Source organism: Streptomyces sp. NBC_00388 (genome assembly GCF_036061255.1).
In the GTDB taxonomy this organism is placed as follows: domain Bacteria; phylum Actinomycetota; class Actinomycetes; order Streptomycetales; family Streptomycetaceae; genus Streptomyces.
Genome location: NZ_CP107948.1, coordinates 4,529,882 through 4,546,412, shown reverse-complemented (window position 1 = coordinate 4,546,412; position 16,531 = coordinate 4,529,882). Strand labels below are relative to the sequence as shown.

16 protein-coding genes are annotated in these 16,531 nt (G+C 69.3%); 2 read left to right on the top strand and 14 right to left on the bottom strand.

What is annotated here, in order from left to right:
* Positions 1-2: 2 nt before the first annotated feature.
* From nuoL to OG917_RS20375, 12 genes are read right to left on the bottom strand one after another with little or no spacing between them, the layout of a single operon-like run.
* The gene (gene nuoL / locus OG917_RS20430; protein WP_328319057.1) at positions 3-1,898 is read right to left on the bottom strand and encodes an NADH-quinone oxidoreductase subunit L; all 1,896 of its coding nucleotides are present in this window, start codon (positions 1,896-1,898) and stop codon (positions 3-5) included.
* A 14-nt stretch (positions 1,899-1,912) separates the two neighbouring features.
* Complete coding sequence (nuoK, locus tag OG917_RS20425; protein ID WP_129773108.1) at positions 1,913-2,212, bottom strand: NADH-quinone oxidoreductase subunit NuoK; 300 nt, start codon at positions 2,210-2,212, stop codon at positions 1,913-1,915.
* On the bottom strand, positions 2,209-3,075 hold the full coding sequence (locus OG917_RS20420; protein WP_328319055.1) for an NADH-quinone oxidoreductase subunit J: 867 nt from the start codon (positions 3,073-3,075) through the stop codon (positions 2,209-2,211). Before OG917_RS20420 ends, nuoK begins: the two co-directional genes overlap by 4 nt.
* Positions 3,072-3,719, bottom strand: a complete 648-nt coding sequence (gene nuoI / locus OG917_RS20415; RefSeq protein ID WP_328319054.1) for an NADH-quinone oxidoreductase subunit NuoI — start codon at positions 3,717-3,719, stop codon at positions 3,072-3,074. Before nuoI ends, OG917_RS20420 begins: the two co-directional genes overlap by 4 nt.
* Positions 3,712-5,043 carry an NADH-quinone oxidoreductase subunit NuoH gene (gene nuoH / locus OG917_RS20410; protein WP_328322043.1) on the bottom strand — a complete coding sequence of 444 codons (1,332 nt, stop codon included), beginning with the start codon at positions 5,041-5,043 and terminating at the stop codon, positions 3,712-3,714. Before nuoH ends, nuoI begins: the two co-directional genes overlap by 8 nt.
* Before the next feature lie 35 nt (positions 5,044-5,078).
* Entirely contained in the window at positions 5,079-7,619 is a 2,541-nt protein-coding gene (locus tag OG917_RS20405) for an NADH-quinone oxidoreductase subunit G (protein WP_328319053.1), read from the bottom strand.
* A complete protein-coding gene (gene nuoF / locus OG917_RS20400) occupies positions 7,616-9,001 on the bottom strand; it encodes an NADH-quinone oxidoreductase subunit NuoF (RefSeq protein ID WP_328319052.1) in 1,386 nt (461 codons plus the stop codon). The genes OG917_RS20405 and nuoF overlap by 4 nt, the downstream gene beginning before the upstream one ends.
* Positions 9,001-9,813, bottom strand: a complete 813-nt coding sequence (gene nuoE, locus OG917_RS20395; RefSeq protein ID WP_328322042.1) for an NADH-quinone oxidoreductase subunit NuoE — start codon at positions 9,811-9,813, stop codon at positions 9,001-9,003. The genes nuoF and nuoE overlap by 1 nt, the downstream gene beginning before the upstream one ends.
* A 53-nt stretch (positions 9,814-9,866) precedes the next feature.
* Positions 9,867-11,201: an NADH-quinone oxidoreductase subunit D gene (locus tag OG917_RS20390; RefSeq protein WP_328319051.1), complete on the bottom strand. Its 1,335-nt coding sequence runs from the start codon at positions 11,199-11,201 to the stop codon at positions 9,867-9,869.
* Complete coding sequence (locus OG917_RS20385) at positions 11,201-11,923, bottom strand: NADH-quinone oxidoreductase subunit C (protein ID WP_328319050.1); 723 nt, start codon at positions 11,921-11,923, stop codon at positions 11,201-11,203. The genes OG917_RS20390 and OG917_RS20385 overlap by 1 nt, the downstream gene beginning before the upstream one ends.
* Positions 11,920-12,474, bottom strand: coding sequence for a NuoB/complex I 20 kDa subunit family protein (locus OG917_RS20380; RefSeq protein ID WP_328319049.1), 555 nt, complete (start codon positions 12,472-12,474; stop codon positions 11,920-11,922). Before OG917_RS20380 ends, OG917_RS20385 begins: the two co-directional genes overlap by 4 nt.
* A gap of 18 nt (positions 12,475-12,492) precedes the next feature.
* Positions 12,493-12,852, bottom strand: a complete 360-nt coding sequence (locus OG917_RS20375) for an NADH-quinone oxidoreductase subunit A (protein ID WP_250299117.1) — start codon at positions 12,850-12,852, stop codon at positions 12,493-12,495.
* Between the two features lie 750 nt (positions 12,853-13,602).
* On the opposite strand from OG917_RS20375, the gene OG917_RS20370 reads away from it, so the two are divergent.
* Together OG917_RS20370 and OG917_RS20365 are read left to right on the top strand one after the other, a co-directional pair.
* Entirely contained in the window at positions 13,603-14,418 is an 816-nt protein-coding gene (locus OG917_RS20370; RefSeq protein ID WP_328319048.1) for a C40 family peptidase, read from the top strand.
* Between the two features lie 219 nt (positions 14,419-14,637).
* Positions 14,638-15,318: a DUF899 family protein gene (locus tag OG917_RS20365; RefSeq protein ID WP_328319047.1), complete on the top strand. Its 681-nt coding sequence runs from the start codon at positions 14,638-14,640 to the stop codon at positions 15,316-15,318.
* A gap of 95 nt (positions 15,319-15,413) precedes the next feature.
* Here OG917_RS20365 and OG917_RS20360 read toward each other — a convergent pair whose 3' ends face one another.
* On the bottom strand, positions 15,414-15,785 hold the full coding sequence (locus OG917_RS20360) for a winged helix-turn-helix domain-containing protein (RefSeq protein WP_328319046.1): 372 nt from the start codon (positions 15,783-15,785) through the stop codon (positions 15,414-15,416).
* A complete protein-coding gene (locus OG917_RS20355) occupies positions 15,782-16,291 on the bottom strand; it encodes a hypothetical protein (RefSeq protein ID WP_328319045.1) in 510 nt (169 codons plus the stop codon). Before OG917_RS20355 ends, OG917_RS20360 begins: the two co-directional genes overlap by 4 nt.
* Between the last annotated feature and the right edge of the window lie 240 nt (positions 16,292-16,531).

The window sequence follows — 16,531 nt, the reverse complement described above, 5'->3', positions numbered from 1 at the left end:
GATCAGACCGCCCTCATCAGCAGGGTCGCGGCGACGAGGATCACTGCGCCGCCGAACATCGAGGCCGCGTAGGAGCGGGCGTAGCCGTTCTGCAGTCTGCGCAGCCGGCCCGAGAGCCCGCCGACCGAAGCGGCCGTGCCGTTGACGACGCCGTCCACCAGGGAGTGGTCGAGGTAGACCAGCGACCGGGTGAGGTGCTCGCCGCCGCGGACCAGGACCACGTGGTTGAAGTCGTCCTGGAACAGGTCGCGCCGGGCGGCGCGGGTGAGCAGCGACCCCTTGGGGGCCACCGCGGGTACCGGCTTGCGCCCGTAGACGAGCCAGGCGATGGCCACGCCGATCACCAGGACCACCATCGTCCCGGCGGTGACGGCGCCGGCGCTGACCGGTGAATTGCCCTCGGAGTGGCCGGTGATGGGTTCGAGCCAGTGCAGGAAGCGGTTGCCGATACCGAAGAACGCACCGGCGAAGACCGATCCGAAGGCCAGGATGATCATGGGAATGGTCATCGACTTGGGCGACTCGTGCGGGTGCGGCTCGTGTCCGTCCGCGTCCGGCACCCAGCGCTTCTCACCGAAGAACGTCATCAGCATGACGCGGGTCATGTAGAACGCGGTGATGCCGGCGCCCAGCAGGGCCGCGCCGCCGAGGATCCATCCCTCGGTGCCGCCCTTGGCGAAGGCCGCTTCGATGATCTTGTCCTTGGAGAAGAACCCGGAGAGGCCGGGGAACCCGATGATCGCGAGGTAGCCGAGGCCGAAGGTCACGAACGTCACCGGCATGTACTTCCGCAGACCGCCGAACTTCCGCATGTCCACCTCGTCGTTCATGCCGTGCATGACCGATCCGGCGCCGAGGAAGAGCCCGGCCTTGAAGAAGCCGTGCGTGACGAGGTGCATGATCGCGAAGGCGTACCCGATCGGGCCGAGGCCCGCCGCCATGATCATGTAGCCGATCTGCGACATGGTCGAGCCCGCGAGGGCCTTCTTGATGTCGTCCTTCGCGCAACCGACGATCGCACCGAAGAGCAGCGTCACCGCGCCGACCACCACGACGGCCAGCTGTGCGGTGGGGGCGGCGTTGAAGATCGCCCCCGAGCGGGTGATGAGGTAGACGCCCGCGGTCACCATCGTCGCCGCGTGGATCAGGGCCGAGACCGGGGTCGGGCCCTCCATCGCGTCACCGAGCCAGGACTGGAGCGGCACCTGGGCCGACTTGCCGCAGGCGGCGAGCAGCAGCATCAGGCCGATCGCGGTGAGCTTGCCCTGCGACGCGCCGCCCACCGAGTGCAGCACCGGGCCGAAGGCGAACGTCCCGAAGGTGGTGAACATCAGCATGATCGCGATCGACAGGCCCATGTCGCCCACGCGGTTGACGATGAAGGCCTTCTTGGCCGCCGTCGCCGCACTGGGCTTGTGCTGCCAGAAGCCGATCAGCAGGTACGAGGCGAGGCCCACGCCCTCCCAGCCGACGTACAACAGCAGGTAGTTGTCCGCGAGGACCAGCAGCAGCATCGCCGCGAGGAAGAGGTTCAGATAGCCGAAGAAGCGGCGGCGCCGCTCGTCGTGCTCCATGTAGCCGATCGAGTAGATGTGGATCAGCGTGCCCACACCGGAGATCAGCAGGACGAAGGTCATCGACAGCTGGTCGAGCTGGAAGGCGGCATCGGCCTTGAAGCCGGCCACCGGGATCCAGCTGAACAGGTGCTGGTGCAGGGCGCGGTCGTCCGCGCTCTTCCCGAGCATGTCGGTGAAGAGGACGGCGGCCAGCACGAAGGACGCGGCAGCGAACAGCGTGCCGAGCCAGTGGCCGATACGGTCGAAACGCCGGCCGCCGCAGAGCAGTACCGCCGCCCCGAGCAAGGGCGCTGCGATCAGCAGCGCAATCAAGTTCTCCACTGTTCAGCGTCCCCTTACAGCTTCATCAGGCTGGCGTCGTCGACCGAGGCCGAGTGGCGGGAACGGAAGAGCGACACGATGATCGCGAGCCCGACCACGACCTCCGCGGCGGCGACGACCATCGTGAAGAAGGCGATGATCTGGCCGTCCAGGTTTCCGTGCATACGGGAGAAGGCGACGAACGCCAGGTTGCAGGCGTTGAGCATCAGCTCCACACACATGAAGACCACGATGGCGTTCCGCCTGATCAGCACCCCGGCCGCGCCGATGGTGAACAACAGCGAGGCGAGATAGAGATAGTTGACCGGATTCACTTCGCCTCCTCCTCTTCGCGGTCGAGCCGGTCGCGCTCCGCACGGCCGCCGTCATCGGGGACGCCGGCGTCGTGGCCGTGGCCTGCCGTGCGGCCGAGGCGCTCCTCGGAGCGCTGTTCCAGCGCCTTGAGATTCGCCATGGCCTCGCTCGACACGTCGCGGATCTGCCCGCGCTGACGCAGCGTCTGCATGACGGTGAGCTCCGACGGGGTCCCGTCCGGGAGCAGCCCGGCGACGTCCACCGCGTTGTGCCGGGCGTAGACGCCGGGGGCGGGCAGCGGCGGCAGCTGCTTGCTGCGTACGCGGTCCTCGGACATCTGCCGCTGGGTCTTCGCCTGCTCGGTGCGCTCCCGGTGGGTGAGCACCATCGCGCCGACGGCCGCGGTGATGAGCAGTGCGCCGGTGATCTCGAAGGCGAAGACGTACTTGGTGAAGATGAGGGCGGCGAGGCCCTGCACGTTGCCGTTGGCGTTGGCCTTGCCCAGGCCGGTGAAGGTCGTGAGCGACGCGTTGGCGATTCCGGCGATCAGCAGGATGCCGAACCCGAGCCCGCAGAGCACGGCCAGCCAGCGCTGCCCCTTGATGGTCTCCTTGAGCGAGTCGGCGGCGGTGACGCCGACCAGCATGACCACGAAGAGGAAGAGCATCATGATCGCGCCGGTGTAGACGACGATCTGGACGATGCCCAGGAAGTACGCGCCGTTGGCGAGGTAGAACACCGCCAGGATGATCATGGTTCCGGCGAGGCTCAGCGCGCTGTGCACGGCGCGCCGCATCAGCACGGTGGCCAGCGCGCCGATCACGGCGACGGTGCCCAGCACCCAGAACTGGAACGCCTCGCCGGTGGAGGTCAGGTAGTTCACGCCTGTGCCTCCTCGTTCGGCGCCCGGTCCGCCGGCGTGTCCGCCGCGGCCGGTTCGCCCTTGGAGACCGCGGCCTGGCGGACGGTGCCGGGAGCGGCCTCGGTCACCAGGCCCCGGTAGTAGTCCTGTTCGTCGGTGCCGGGGAAGATCGAGTGAGGGGAGTCGACCATGCCCTCGTCCAGACCGGCGAGCAGCTGCTCCTTGGTGTAGATCAGGTTGGCGCGGGTGCTGTCGGCCAGCTCGAACTCGTTGGTCATCGTGAGCGCCCTGGTCGGGCAGGCCTCGATACAGAGTCCGCACAGGATGCAGCGGGCGTAGTTGATCTGGTAGACGCGGCCGTACCGCTCGCCCGGGGAGTAGCGCTCCTCCTCGGTGTTGTCCGCGCCCTCCACGTAGATCGCGTCCGCCGGACAGGCCCAGGCGCACAGCTCGCACCCGATGCACTTCTCCAGCCCGTCCGGATGCCGGTTGAGCTGGTGCCGCCCGTGGAAGCGCGGCGCCGTCGTCTTCTCCTGCTCCGGGTACTGCTCGGTCAGCCGCTTCTTGAACATGGCCTTGAAGGTCACGCCGAAGCCGGCCACCGGGTTCTGCCACGGAGTCTTGGGGGCCTCGTCCCCAGAAGCCCCAGTAGAGCGGTCAGGCATCGCCGGCCTCCTTTCCGTCACTCACAGTGTCCACGCCACCACTGACAATCAGCTCCCGCTCGGTGCGCGAGCGCCGCCGGGGTACCGGCGGAAGGGTCTGCCCCGGCAGCGGCGGCACGGGGTAGCCGCCCGCCATCGGGTCGAAGTCCGGACCCGGGCCCGCCGCTTCCTCCGCCGCCTTCTCCTGCTTCGCCTGCTTGTCGCGGAAGATGTCGTAGACGAAGGAGAGCAGCAGGACCGCCACGACCGCCCCGGCCCCGTAGAGCACGATCCGGGAGTAGTCGTAGTTGTCGTTGCGCAGGGCCCGGACGGTCGCCACGAGCATCAGCCAGACCACGGAGACCGGGATGAGGACCTTCCAGCCCAGCTTCATCAACTGGTCGTAGCGCACCCGCGGAAGCGTGCCGCGCAGCCAGATGAAGAAGAAGAGGAGGAGCTGGACCTTGATGACGAACCAGAGCATCGGCCACCAGCCGTGGTTCGCGCCCTCCCAGAAGGTGGAGATCGGCCACGGGGCCCGCCAGCCGCCCAGGAAGAGCGTCGCGGAGACCGCCGAGACGGTGACCATGTTGACGTACTCGGCGAGCATGAACATCGCGAACTTGATGGACGAGTACTCGGTGTTGAAGCCACCGACCAGGTCGCCCTCGGACTCCGGCATGTCGAACGGGGCGCGGTTGGTCTCACCGATCATCGTGACGATGTAGATGATGAAGGAGACCGGCAGCAGCACGATGAACCAGCGGTCCTTCTGCGCGTCCACGATCGCCGAGGTCGACATCGACCCCGAGTAGAGGAAGACGGAGGCGAAGGCGGCGCCCATCGCGATCTCGTAGCTGATCATCTGCGCGCAGGAGCGGAGTCCGCCGAGCAGCGGGTACGTCGACCCGGACGACCAGCCGGCGAGGACGATGCCGTAGATACCGACCGATGCGACGGCGAGGATGTAGAGCATCGCGATCGGCAGGTCGGTGAGCTGCATCGCCGTGCGGTGCCCGAAGATCGACACCTCGTTGTCGGAGGGGCCGAAGGGGATCACCGCGATCGCCATGAAGGCGGGCACCGCGGCCACGACAGGCGCGAGGACGTAGACGAACTTGTCCGCCCGCTTGACGATCAGGTCTTCCTTCAGCATCAGTTTCATGCCGTCGGCGAGCGACTGGAGCATGCCCCAGGGGCCGTGCCGGTTGGGGCCGATGCGCAGCTGCATCCAGGCGACGACCTTGCGCTCCCACACGATGGAGAAGAGCACGGTGATCATCAGGAAGGCGAAGCAGAAGACGGCCTTGATGACGACCAGCCACCAGGGGTCCCGTCCGAACATCGACAGGTCCTCGGTCGCTGCGAGGTAGTAGTTCGTCACGCCTCCACCTCCGTCGTGGCCGCGGGTGCGGCGGGTGCGGGCGGTGCGGCGGAGATCCGCACCAGTTCGCCCGGCCGGGCGCCGGTGTCGCGCAGGACGCCGCCGCCCGTCGAGTTCAGCGGGAGCCAGACCACGCGGTCCGGCATGTCGGTGACCTGGAGCGGCAGCAGTACGTCGCCCGACGGGCCGGTGACGGCGAGGACGTCGCCGTCCTTGACCCCGGTCTCCCCTGCGGTCGTCGCCGACAGCCGGGCGACCGCGGCGTGCCGGGTGCCGGCCAGCGCGTCGTCGCCCTGCTGGAGCAGCCCCTGGTCGAGCAGCAGCCGGTGGCCCGCGAGCACGGCCTCGCCCCCGGCGGGCCGGGGCAGCGCCGAAGCCGTGCCGGACGGGGTGCCGGCGTACGGTCCTGTCCAGGCGCCGAGCCGGTCCATCTCGTTGCGTACGGCCTTGATGTCCGGCAGCGCGAAGCGGCTGATCCGGTCGGCGCCCGCGGCCTGGGCCAGGGCGTCGGCGAGCATGTGGAGCACCCGCGAGTCGGCGGGGGCCAGCGCGCGCGTCATCTGCTCCGGCTTGAGCGCCGCCTCGAACATCCGCACCCGGCCCTCCCAGTTGAGGAAGGTGCCCGCCTTCTCGGCCACGGCGGCCACCGGGAGGACCACGTCGGCCCGGTCGGTGACCGCGCTGGGCCGCAGTTCGAGCGAGACCAGGAAGCCGACCTTGTCGAGCGCTTCCTCCGCGCCCGCGGGGTCGGGGAGGTCAGCGGTCTCGACACCCGCGACGAGCAGGGCGCCCAGCTCGCCGGTCGCGGCTGCTTCGAGGATCTGACCGGTGTCCCGGCCGAAGCGGTGCGGGAGTTCGCGTACGCCCCAGACCGCGGCCACCTCCTCGCGGGCCCGCGGGTCCGTGGCGGGTCGCCCGCCGGGCAGCAGCGCGGGAAGCGCGCCCGCCTCGATGGCGCCGCGCTCCCCGGCCCTGCGGGGCACCCATACGAGGGTCGCGCCGGTGGCGGCGGCGGTGCGCACGGCCGCGGTGAGCGCGCCGGGTACGGCGGCGAGCCGTTCACCGACGACGATCACCGCGCCTTCCGCACGGAGGGCTTCGGCGGCCTGCTGGCCCGCGTCGTCCAGGCCGACCCCGCCCGCGATGGCGTCCAGCCACTCGGTCTCGGTGCCGGGCGCGGTGGCCAGCAGGGTGCCGCCCGCCTTCTCCAGGCCGCGGGTGGTGTGCGTGGCGAGGGAGAACGTGCGCTGCCCGTGCTTGCGGTGCGCCTTGCGCAGCCGCAGGAAGATGCCGGGGGCCTCCTCCTCGGACTCGAATCCGGCGAGCAGGACGGCCGGGGCCTGTTCCAGTGAGGTGTTGGTGACACCGCTGCCGTCGAGGTCCCTGCCGCGGCCCGCGACCCGGGCGGCCAGGAAGTCGGCCTCCTCGGCGGAGTGCACCCGGGCGCGGAAGTCGACGTCGTTGGTGTCGAGGGCGATCCGCGCGAACTTGGCGTAGGCGTAGGCGTCCTCGACCGTGAGGCGCCCGCCGGTCAGCACGCCGGTCCGGCCGCGCGCCGCCGCCAGGCCGTGTGCGGCCCGCTCCAGCGCCTCGGGCCAGCTCGCCGGCTCCAGGACACCGTCCTCGTTCCGTACGAGCGGCGTGGTGAGCCGGTCGGGGCGCTGGGCGTAGCGGAAGGCGAAGCGCCCCTTGTCGCAGAGCCACTCCTCGTTGACCTCGGGGTCGTTGGCGGCGAGCCGCCGCATGACCTTGCCGCGCCGGTGGTCGGTGCGCGAGGCGCAGCCGCCCGCGCAGTGCTCGCACACCGACGGCGACGACACCAGGTCGAAGGGGCGGGAGCGGAACCGGTAGGCCGCCGATGTCAGCGCGCCGACCGGGCAGATCTGGATGGTGTTGCCGGAGAAGTACGACTCGAACGGGTCGCCCTCGCCGGTGCCGACCTGCTGGAGCGCCCCGCGCTCGATCAGCTCGATCATCGGGTCGCCGGCGACCTGGTTGGAGAAGCGGGTGCAGCGGGCGCAGAGCACGCACCGCTCGCGGTCGAGCAGCACCTGGGTGGAGATCGGTACGGGCTTCTCGAAGGTCCGCTTCTTGCCGTCGAACCGGGAGTCGGAGTTGCCGTGCGACATGGCCTGGTTCTGCAGGGGGCACTCGCCGCCCTTGTCGCAGACCGGGCAGTCCAGCGGGTGGTTGATGAGGAGCAGCTCCATCACACCGTGCTGGGCCTTCTCCGCGACCTGCGAGGTGAGCTGCGACTTGACGACCATGCCGTCGGTGCAGGTGATGGTGCAGGAGGCCATCGGCTTGCGCTGGCCCTCGACCTCGACGATGCACTGGCGACAGGCGCCGGCGGGGTCGAGGAGCGGGTGGTCGCAGAAGCGCGGGATCTCGATGCCGAGCTGTTCGGCGGCCCGGATGACCAGGGTTCCCTTGGGGACGGAGATCCCGATGCCGTCGATGGTCAGCGACACGAGGTCCTCGGGCGGGACCGCGGCCTCGCCGCCCCCGGAGGGAGCACTGTTCGTCGTGACTGTCATGCGTTCACCTCCGAGGTGTGACGGGGTTCGTCGGCCCAGACGGTCGACCGCTCCGGGTCGAGGGGGCAGCCCTTGCCTGTGATGTGCTGCTCGTACTCCTCGCGGAAGTACTTGAGCGAGGAGAAGATCGGCGAGGCGGCGCCGTCGCCGAGCGCGCAGAACGACTTGCCGTTGATGTTGTCGGCGATGTCGTTGAGCTTGTCGAGGTCGGACATCTCGCCCTTCCCGGCTTCGATGTCACGGAGCAACTGGACGAGCCAGTACGTCCCTTCACGGCAGGGCGTGCACTTGCCGCAGGACTCGTGCGCGTAGAACTCGGTCCACCGTGTGACGGCCCGCACCACGCAGGTCGTCTCGTCGAAGCACTGGAGCGCCTTGGTGCCGAGCATCGATCCGGCGGCGCCCACGCCCTCGTAGTCGAGCGGTACGTCGAGGTGCTCGTCGGTGAACATCGGGGTCGAAGAGCCCCCCGGCGTCCAGAACTTGAGCCGGTGGCCGTGCCGGATCCCGCCGCTCATGTCGAGCAGCTGGCGCAGTGTGATGCCCAGCGGCGCCTCGTACTGTCCCGGGCTGGTGACGTGCCCGCTGAGCGAGTACAGCGTGAAGCCGGCGGACTTCTCGGTGCCCATCGACTTGAACCAGTCCTTGCCCCGGTTCAGGATCGCGGGAACCGACGCGATGGACTCCACGTTGTTCACCACAGTGGGACATGCGTAGAGCCCGGCGACAGCGGGGAAGGGGGGCCGGAGCCTGGGCTGGCCGCGGCGGCCCTCCAGGGAGTCGAGCAGCGCGGTCTCCTCACCGCAGATGTAGGCGCCCGCCCCGGCGTGCACGGTGAGTTCGAGGTCGAGGCCGCTGCCCAGGATGTCCTTGCCGAGGTATCCCGCCGCGTACGCCTCACGCACGGCCTCGTGCAGCCGCCGCAGTACGGGGACGACTTCGCCGCGCAGATAGATGAAGGCGTGCGAGGACCTGATCGCGTAGCAGGCGATCACGATGCCCTCGATGAGGGAGTGCGGGTTGGCGAAGAGGAGGGGGATGTCCTTGCAGGTCCCCGGCTCCGATTCGTCGGCGTTCACGACGAGGTAGTGCGGCTTTCCGTCGCCCTGCGGGATGAACTGCCACTTCATCCCGGTGGGGAAGCCCGCGCCGCCGCGGCCGCGCAGACCGGAGTCCTTGACGTAGGCGATGAGGTCGTCGGGCGCCATGGCGAGGGCCTTCTTCAGCCCCTCGTACCCGTCGTGCCGCTGGTACGTCTCCAGGGTCCAGGAGTCCGGCTGGTCCCAGAAGGCCGAGAGGACGGGGGTGAGCAGCTTCTCGGGGCTGGTCTCGCCGTCGCCCTCGCCGTTCCCGGCGCCGTTGAGCTCGGTTGCCACGCTCATCACTCCCCCTCCTCGGCCGCGGGGCCCGCCGGGTTCTCCGGGTCGGAGGCCGAGGTCTGCTGCGGTGCGTCGTGCGAGCTGAGGTGCTCGGATCCGGGCTGGGGCGGAGCCTTCGGGGACCCGCCGCGCGGGGAGACCACGCGCGGCTGCGGAACCTCGCCCTTGGCGAGCCGCAGGCCCACCAGGGAGGCGTGGCCCGCGCCGCCGGTCGACTCGACCGCCCCTTCGCGCTCGTCGGGGAAGCCGGCCAGGATCCGGGAGGTCTCCCGGTGGGTGCAGAGCGGCGCGCCCCGGGTCGGGGTGACCTGCTGCCCCTGCCGGAGGTCGTCGACCAGCTGCTTCGCCGACTCGACCGTCTGGTTGTCGAAGAACTCCCAGTTGACCATCAGGACCGGCGCGAAGTCGCAGGCCGCGTTGCACTCGATGTGCTCCAGCGTGACCTTGCCGTCCCCGGTGGTCTCGCCGTCGCCGACGTCGAGGTGCTCGCGGAGCGCGGAGTAGATGGCGTCGCCGCCCATCACCGCGCAGAGCGTGTTGGTGCAGACGCCCACCTGGTAGTCGCCGCCCGGCTCACGCCGGTACATCGAGTAGAAGGTGGAGACGGCGGTGACCTCGGCGGTGGTCAGGCCGAGCGACTCCGCGCAGAAGCGGACGCCGGTCCGGGTGACGTACCCCTCCTCGGCCTGCACCAGGTGCAGCAGCGGGAGCAGCGCGGACCTGCTGCCGGGGTAGCGGGCGATGATCTCCTTGGCGTCCGCGTCGAGCCTGGCGCGCACGTCGGCCGGGTAATCGGGGGCGGGGAGCTGGGGCATGCCCAGACTCGTCGGGGCGGCCGTTGCCGCCGGAGCCGCCGAATGAGCTTCCGTCATCGGTCGACGCCTCCCATCACGGGGTCGATGGACGCGACGGCGACGATGACGTCGGCGACCTGGCCGCCTTCGCACATCGCCGCCATCGCCTGGAGATTGGTGAAGGACGGGTCGCGGAAGTGGACCCGGTAGGGGCGGGTGCCGCCGTCCGAGACCATGTGGACGCCCAGTTCGCCCTTGGGCGACTCGACCGCGGTGTACGCCTGCCCGGCCGGGACCCGGAAGCCCTCGGTGACCAGCTTGAAGTGGTGGATCAGGGCCTCCATGGAGGTGCCCATGATGTTCTTGATGTGGTCGAGCGAGTTGCCCAGTCCGTCCGGTCCGAGCGCGAGCTGCGCAGGCCAGGCGATCTTCTTGTCGGCGACCATGACCGGGCCCGGCTCCAGCCGGTCCAGGCACTGCTCGACGATCCGCAGTGACTGGCGCATCTCTTCGAGGCGGACCAGGAAGCGGCCGTACGAGTCGCAGGTGTCCGCGGTCGGCACGTCGAACTCGTAGTTCTCATAGCCGCAGTACGGGTCGGTCTTGCGCAGGTCGTGCGGGAGGCCCGCGGAACGCAGGATGGGGCCGGTCGCGCCGAGCGCCATGCAGCCGGCCAGGTCGAGATAGCCGACGTCCTGCATACGCGCCTTGAAGATCGGGTTGCCGGTGGCGAGCTTGTCGTACTCCGGCAGGTTCTTGCGCATCGTCCTGAGGAACTCGCGCAGCTGGTCGATGGCGCCTGGCGGCAGGTCCTGGGCCAGTCCGCCGGGCCGGACGAACGCGTGGTTCATCCGCAGCCCGGTGATCAGCTCGAAGATGTCGAGGACGAGTTCACGGTCGCGGAAGCCGTAGATCATGATCGTCGTCGCGCCGAGCTCCATACCGCCGGTGGCGATGGCCACCAGGTGCGAGGAGAGCCGGTTGAGCTCCATCAGGAGGACCCGGATGACCGATGCGCGGTCGGGGATCTGCTCCTCGATGCCGAGCAGCTTCTCGACGCCCAGGCAGTACGCCGTCTCGTTGAAGAACGGCGTCAGATAGTCCATGCGCGTGACGAACGTGGTGCCCTGCGTCCAGGTCCGGTATTCGAGGTTCTTCTCGATGCCGGTGTGCAGGTAGCCGATGCCGCAGCGGGCCTCGGTGACCGTCTCGCCGTCGATCTCCAGGATGAGCCGGAGCACACCGTGGGTCGACGGGTGCTGCGGTCCCATGTTGACGACGATGCGCTCGTCGTCGGCCTTGGCCGCGGACTGGACGACCTCGTCCCAGTCGCCACCGGTGACTGTATATACAGTCCCCTCGGTCGTCTCGCGGGCCGAAGCGTGGGGAGCTTCACTGGAAGTGGTCATCAGGTGTACGACCTCCGCTGGTCCGGAGCAGGGATCTGGGCGCCCTTGTACTCGATGGCGATCCCGCCCAGGGGGTAGTCCTTGCGCTGCGGAAAGCCCTGCCAGTCGTCCGGCATCATGATCCGGGTGAGGGCGGGGTGGCCGTCGAAGATCAGGCCGAAGAAGTCGTAGACCTCGCGCTCGTGCCAGTCGTTCGTCGGGTAGACGGCGACCAGCGACGGAACGTGCGGATCCGCGTCCGGTGCGCCGACCTCGAGCCGGATCAGCCGGCCGTGGGTGACCGAGCGCAGGTGGTAGACCGCGTGGAGTTCGCGGCCCTTGTCACCGGGGAAGTGCACGGCGCTCACGCCGGTGCAGAGTTCGAAGCGCAGGGCCGGATCGTCGCGCAGCGTGCTCGCCACGGTCAGCAGGTGCTCACGGTCGATGTGGAAGGTGAGCTCGTTCCGGTCGACGACCGTCTTCTCGATGGCGTTCCCGGGGACGAGCCCCTGTTCCTCCAGCGCGCCCTCCAGCTCGTCGGCGACCTCGTCGAACCAGCCGCCGTAGGGCCGGTTCGTGGCGCCGGGCAGGGCGACGGTCCGTACGAGACCGCCGTATCCGCTGGTGTCCCCGCCGTTGCGGGCGCCGAACATGCCCTTGCGTACGCCGATGACCTCACCGGCTTCGCCGCGCGGGGCGGGCGCCGCGCCGTTCTCCTCGCGCTGCTCTTCGTCGCCGCTCACCGCAGCAGCCCCTTCATCTCGATCGTCGGGAGCGCCTTGAGGGCCGCCTCCTCCGCCTCACGGGCCGCTTCGACCTGGTTGACCCCGAGCTTGGAGCTCTGGATCTTCTGGTGGAGCTTGAGGATGGCGTCCATCAGCATCTCGGGACGCGGCGGGCAACCGGGCAAATAGATATCAACCGGGACGATATGATCGACACCCTGAACAATTGCGTAATTGTTGAACATACCGCCTGAAGATGCACAAACCCCCATGGAAATGACCCACTTGGGGTTGGGCATCTGGTCATAGACCTGCCGCAGGACGGGCGCCATCTTCTGGCTCACCCGCCCTGCCACGATCATCAGATCCGCCTGCCGCGGCGAACCGCGGAAGACCTCCATACCGAACCGCGCGAGGTCGTAGCGGCCCGCACCCGTCGTCATCATCTCGATGGCGCAACAGGCGAGGCCGAAGGTGGCCGGGAAGACGGAGGACTTCCGCACCCAGCCGGCGGCCTGCTCCACGGTGGTCAGCAGAAATCCGCTCGGCAGCTTCTCTTCGAGTCCCATGGTGTGCTCCTCAGCCCCTCAGTCCCATTCCAGACCGCCGCGCCGCCACACATACGCGTAGGCGACGAAGACGGTGAGCACGAAGAGCAGCATCTCGACGAGCCCGAAAAGCCCCAGGGAGTCGAAGGTGACCGCCCAGGGGTAGAGGAAGACGATCTCGATGTCGAAGACGATGAAGAGCATCGCCGTCAGGTAGTACTTGATCGGGAAACGGCCGCCTCCGGCCGGCGTGGGTGTGGGTTCGATACCGCACTCGTACGCCTCGAGCTTCGCCCGGTTGTAGCGCTTGGGACCGATAAGCGTGGCCATGACCACGGAGAAGATCGCAAACCCTGCCCCGAGGGCGCCGAGCACGAGGATGGGCGCGTAGGCATTCACGCTCCTCGCTCCTTCCAGTCGTCCTTGACCGTTGGACCGCATCGGGCCGGCTCGTCCGCCTCGCTCCCCCGCCGTCCTGACGAAGATCGCGAATATGTGAAGCAGGTCACAAGCCCGACTGCCCCGCATCCTATGCCCGGCGGTCTGTGATCTGCGACACGGGGTACGACAACGCCTTTGTGATCTCCACCACCTGACGAAGGATCATCAACTCGGATGACCGGTGATCTTCATACGTGAAGCACGCGAGTGGTCACGAGACGTGACATCTCACTGCGTTATCGCTGGTCGAGAGCGTGCGCCACTATCAAGTGGTGGCCCATACATGCAAATTGGTGATGGACACGGATGGGTGATATCGACGCCCGGGCTCCACTCGGGGGGCGATCCGGCGCCCGGACGAGTGCGTGCACGCGTTCACGAGCACCCCGGAAAGAGGGGGATCCGCGACGCCGGGCGCGGACGCAGCAGCGGCACCCTCCGGTTCACGCCGGACATGTGACCTGCCTCACCCGCGCCGGGTACGGAAGAAACAGGGCTTGGCCAACCTCGTGAACGGATGGTAGGCGTCGGGCAATTCGGGCGTATTGCAGAAAGCCCATGATCACGCCCTTGATCGCGGGTGCCCGTATTGCCCGTTTCGGCGTCAATAAGGGCCCCAGGCAACCGGAATGAAGTGTTCCAGTCGTAACTGTGGCGCAACACACGTTTGTTGAAGACACACCGGAATGACTGATAGCGGTAGTGCTCATGTCCCACACCGCTCACATACCCAGCCACCGGAAGCCCCGCCGCAGCAGCGCCGCCAGGACCGCGCTCCGTGCCGGAGTTGCCGGTGGCGTTCTCAGCACCATCGCCGTGGCGGGTGCAGCTGGTTCGGCGAACGCGGCCGAGCCGGTCACCGAGAGCACGATCCAGATGCCCACCCTCAGCGCGGCCCAGGTCGCCGACGTCACGGAGCAGGTCGCAGCCGACCTGCAGCAGCAGGCTCAGCAGGACACCGCGGCCCAGGACGCCGCCAAGGCGGCCAAGAAGGCCAAGACCGACGCCGTGCACAAGGCCGAGGCCAAGAAGAAGGCCGAGGAGAAGGCCAAGGCCGAGGCGAAGGCGAAGGCCGAGTCCGCCGCTCGCGCCTCGCGCTCGTCCGCCCGTACGGCCCTGCACGCCGTCACCACCGCCGCGAGCAGCTCCTCCAGCTCCTCGGTGGGCTCAGGCTCCGCCGCGTCCATCGTGAGCTTCGTGAAGTCGCACCTCGGCGACGCGTACGTCATGGGCGGCACCGGCTCCAGCTCCTGGGACTGCTCGGGTCTCGTCCAGGCCGCGTACAAGAACGTCGGCGTCGACCTCCCCCGCGTCTCGCAGGGCCAGTCGACCGCGGGCACCCAGGTGTCGCTGAGCAACCTCCAGGCCGGCGACATCCTCTACTGGGGCAGCGCGGGCAGCGCTTACCACGTGGCCATCTACGTCGGTGGCGGCCAGTTCGTCGGTGCGCAGAACCCGAGCTCCGGTGTGGTCGAGCGCCCCCTGGACTACGACCAGCCGACCGGCGCGGTCCGCGTCCTCTGAGCAACGCTCCCTGAATCCCCGGCGCGCGGCCATGCGGCCGCGCGTGAACGTCAGGCCTGAGGGCCGCCACTCCCCCGCTCGGGAGCGGCGGCCCTCCGGCGTGCGGCGGCAGCGGAGTGACCCCGCCGTTTCGCTCCCCGGCGCGCCCGGTGCGCGGGCATACGCTGCTCGGCCGGAACACAAGGTGGCCGCCGGACGGCGGCTCAGCCGGAGGTAGCGATGCGTCAGACCAATCTCACCGGAGAATCGGCCGCCTACGTCAGCGCCCGCGAGGAGCTGCAGCGGGCCGAGATCGAGCTGATGCGCCACCGCGAACAGATCGCCGCCCTGCGTCGCGGGCTGCCGCCGGGCCCGGTCGTCGACGACTACGCGTTCGAGGAGGGCCCGGCCGATCTGCAGGCCGGTGACGCGCCGGTCCGGACCGTCCGCCTGAGTGAACTGTTCACCCGGCCCGGACGGGACTTGGTCGTCTACCAGTTCATGTTCGGCAAGAAGCAGACCGAGCCGTGCCCCATGTGCACGATGTGGATCGACGGCCTCAACGGCGTGGCCCGCCACCTGGCACAGAACATCGATCTCGCGATCGTCGCCGCGGCCGGCCTGCCCGCGCTCCGCGCACACGCCCGGGACCGGAAGTGGGCGAACCTGCGTCTGCTCAGCGCCGGGGCGAACACCTTCAAGTACGACCTGGGCAGCGAGGACGCGGAGGGCGTCCAGGACTCGACGGTGTCCGTGTTCACCCGCGACGACGACGGGGCGGTACGCCACGTCTACTCGGTTCACCCGCGGATGTCCGACGACATCGACCAGCGGGGCATCGACCTGTACAGCCCGGTGTGGCACCTCCTCGACCTCACGACCCGGGGCCGGGGGGACTGGTCGGCCTCGCTGCGCTACTGAGGGCCGGCCGGCGGTCCCCGGCGGGTGCACGACGGCAGTTGCGGCGTTCCACCGTCCCGGCCGGCGGGCCTCTGCCGTGCCCAGTGACGCCCTGCTCAGTGCGGAGGCGTGCCCGGCACGGCCGGCCGGGCCTGTGCACTCGCGCCGGCGTTCTGGGCTGCGGAGACGATGTCCTGCAACGCCGCGATGTGCCGTTCCAGCGCGCGGTCGCCGGTGTCGGTGAGGGCGAGCCAGGTCCGCGGGCGTCTGCCGACGTGGCCCTTGCGGATCTCGATGTACCCGGCGGCCTCCAGGGCCGACGCGGTCTTGCTCAGCACCGAGTCGGACACCTGGCAGTGGTCCCGCACCGCCGCGAACTCCGCTTCGTCGCAGGCGCAGAGGAAGGCCGCGACAGCCAGCCGAGTCGGGTTGTGGAGCGCTTCGTCGAGAGCTGCCGCCCCTCGCGGCGGGGGCGGTTCGGTGGTCACACCCGCTCCCGCAACTGCCGCCGCGCCGCGGCACTGCGCCCCACGCTCAGGGCCCACAGCCCGAAGAACACGACTGCGGTCCCGGCGAGATCGGCCGTGTACGAACCGGCCGCCAGGGTCCAGCACAGGTCCGCCACCGCGACGGCGGCCAGGAACTGGAGCAGAGCGATGAACTGCCGCATCCTGCGCCCCTGCCCGAATGCCGGGAACAGGAAGATCTTGACGCCCGTGCTCCGCCTCCGGGCCCGGATGAGTGTGTACGCCGTCAGCAGCATCAGCGCGGCCGGGATCAGCACCCATGGGCTGTGCGCGTCCGCAGCCGCGCGTGCGGCGAAGAAGCAGGCCGCTATGACGGCCGCGTAGACCGGCCCGAACCAGCCGGGCACGTTCCGGGCCTGGACGCGGGCCCGGGCCCCGGCCGCAGCGACATCCCGCAGAGTGCTTGCCGCCTCGTCGGCCGACGGCGCGGCAGCCGAGGGGTATTCGTCAGCAGTGGTCTGTCCCATCACGCGCTCCAGGCTTCCCGCAGAGTCTTCACCGGCCATCGCTTGCCACCATTCCACATACTTTCCAATAAGGAAAGTACTCGGCGGGCGCGGTTCTTCACGCCGTACCGGGGGCAACGCGACGGCGCATGGGGAGGGTTCGAGCGGGCCGGGCAGCAGGACGGAGCGGCAGCCGCGCACCTTCACGCCCGGCGCGCGGGACGGCGAGTCGAGCCGGGTGAGCCGTTCGAGCCCGGTCGC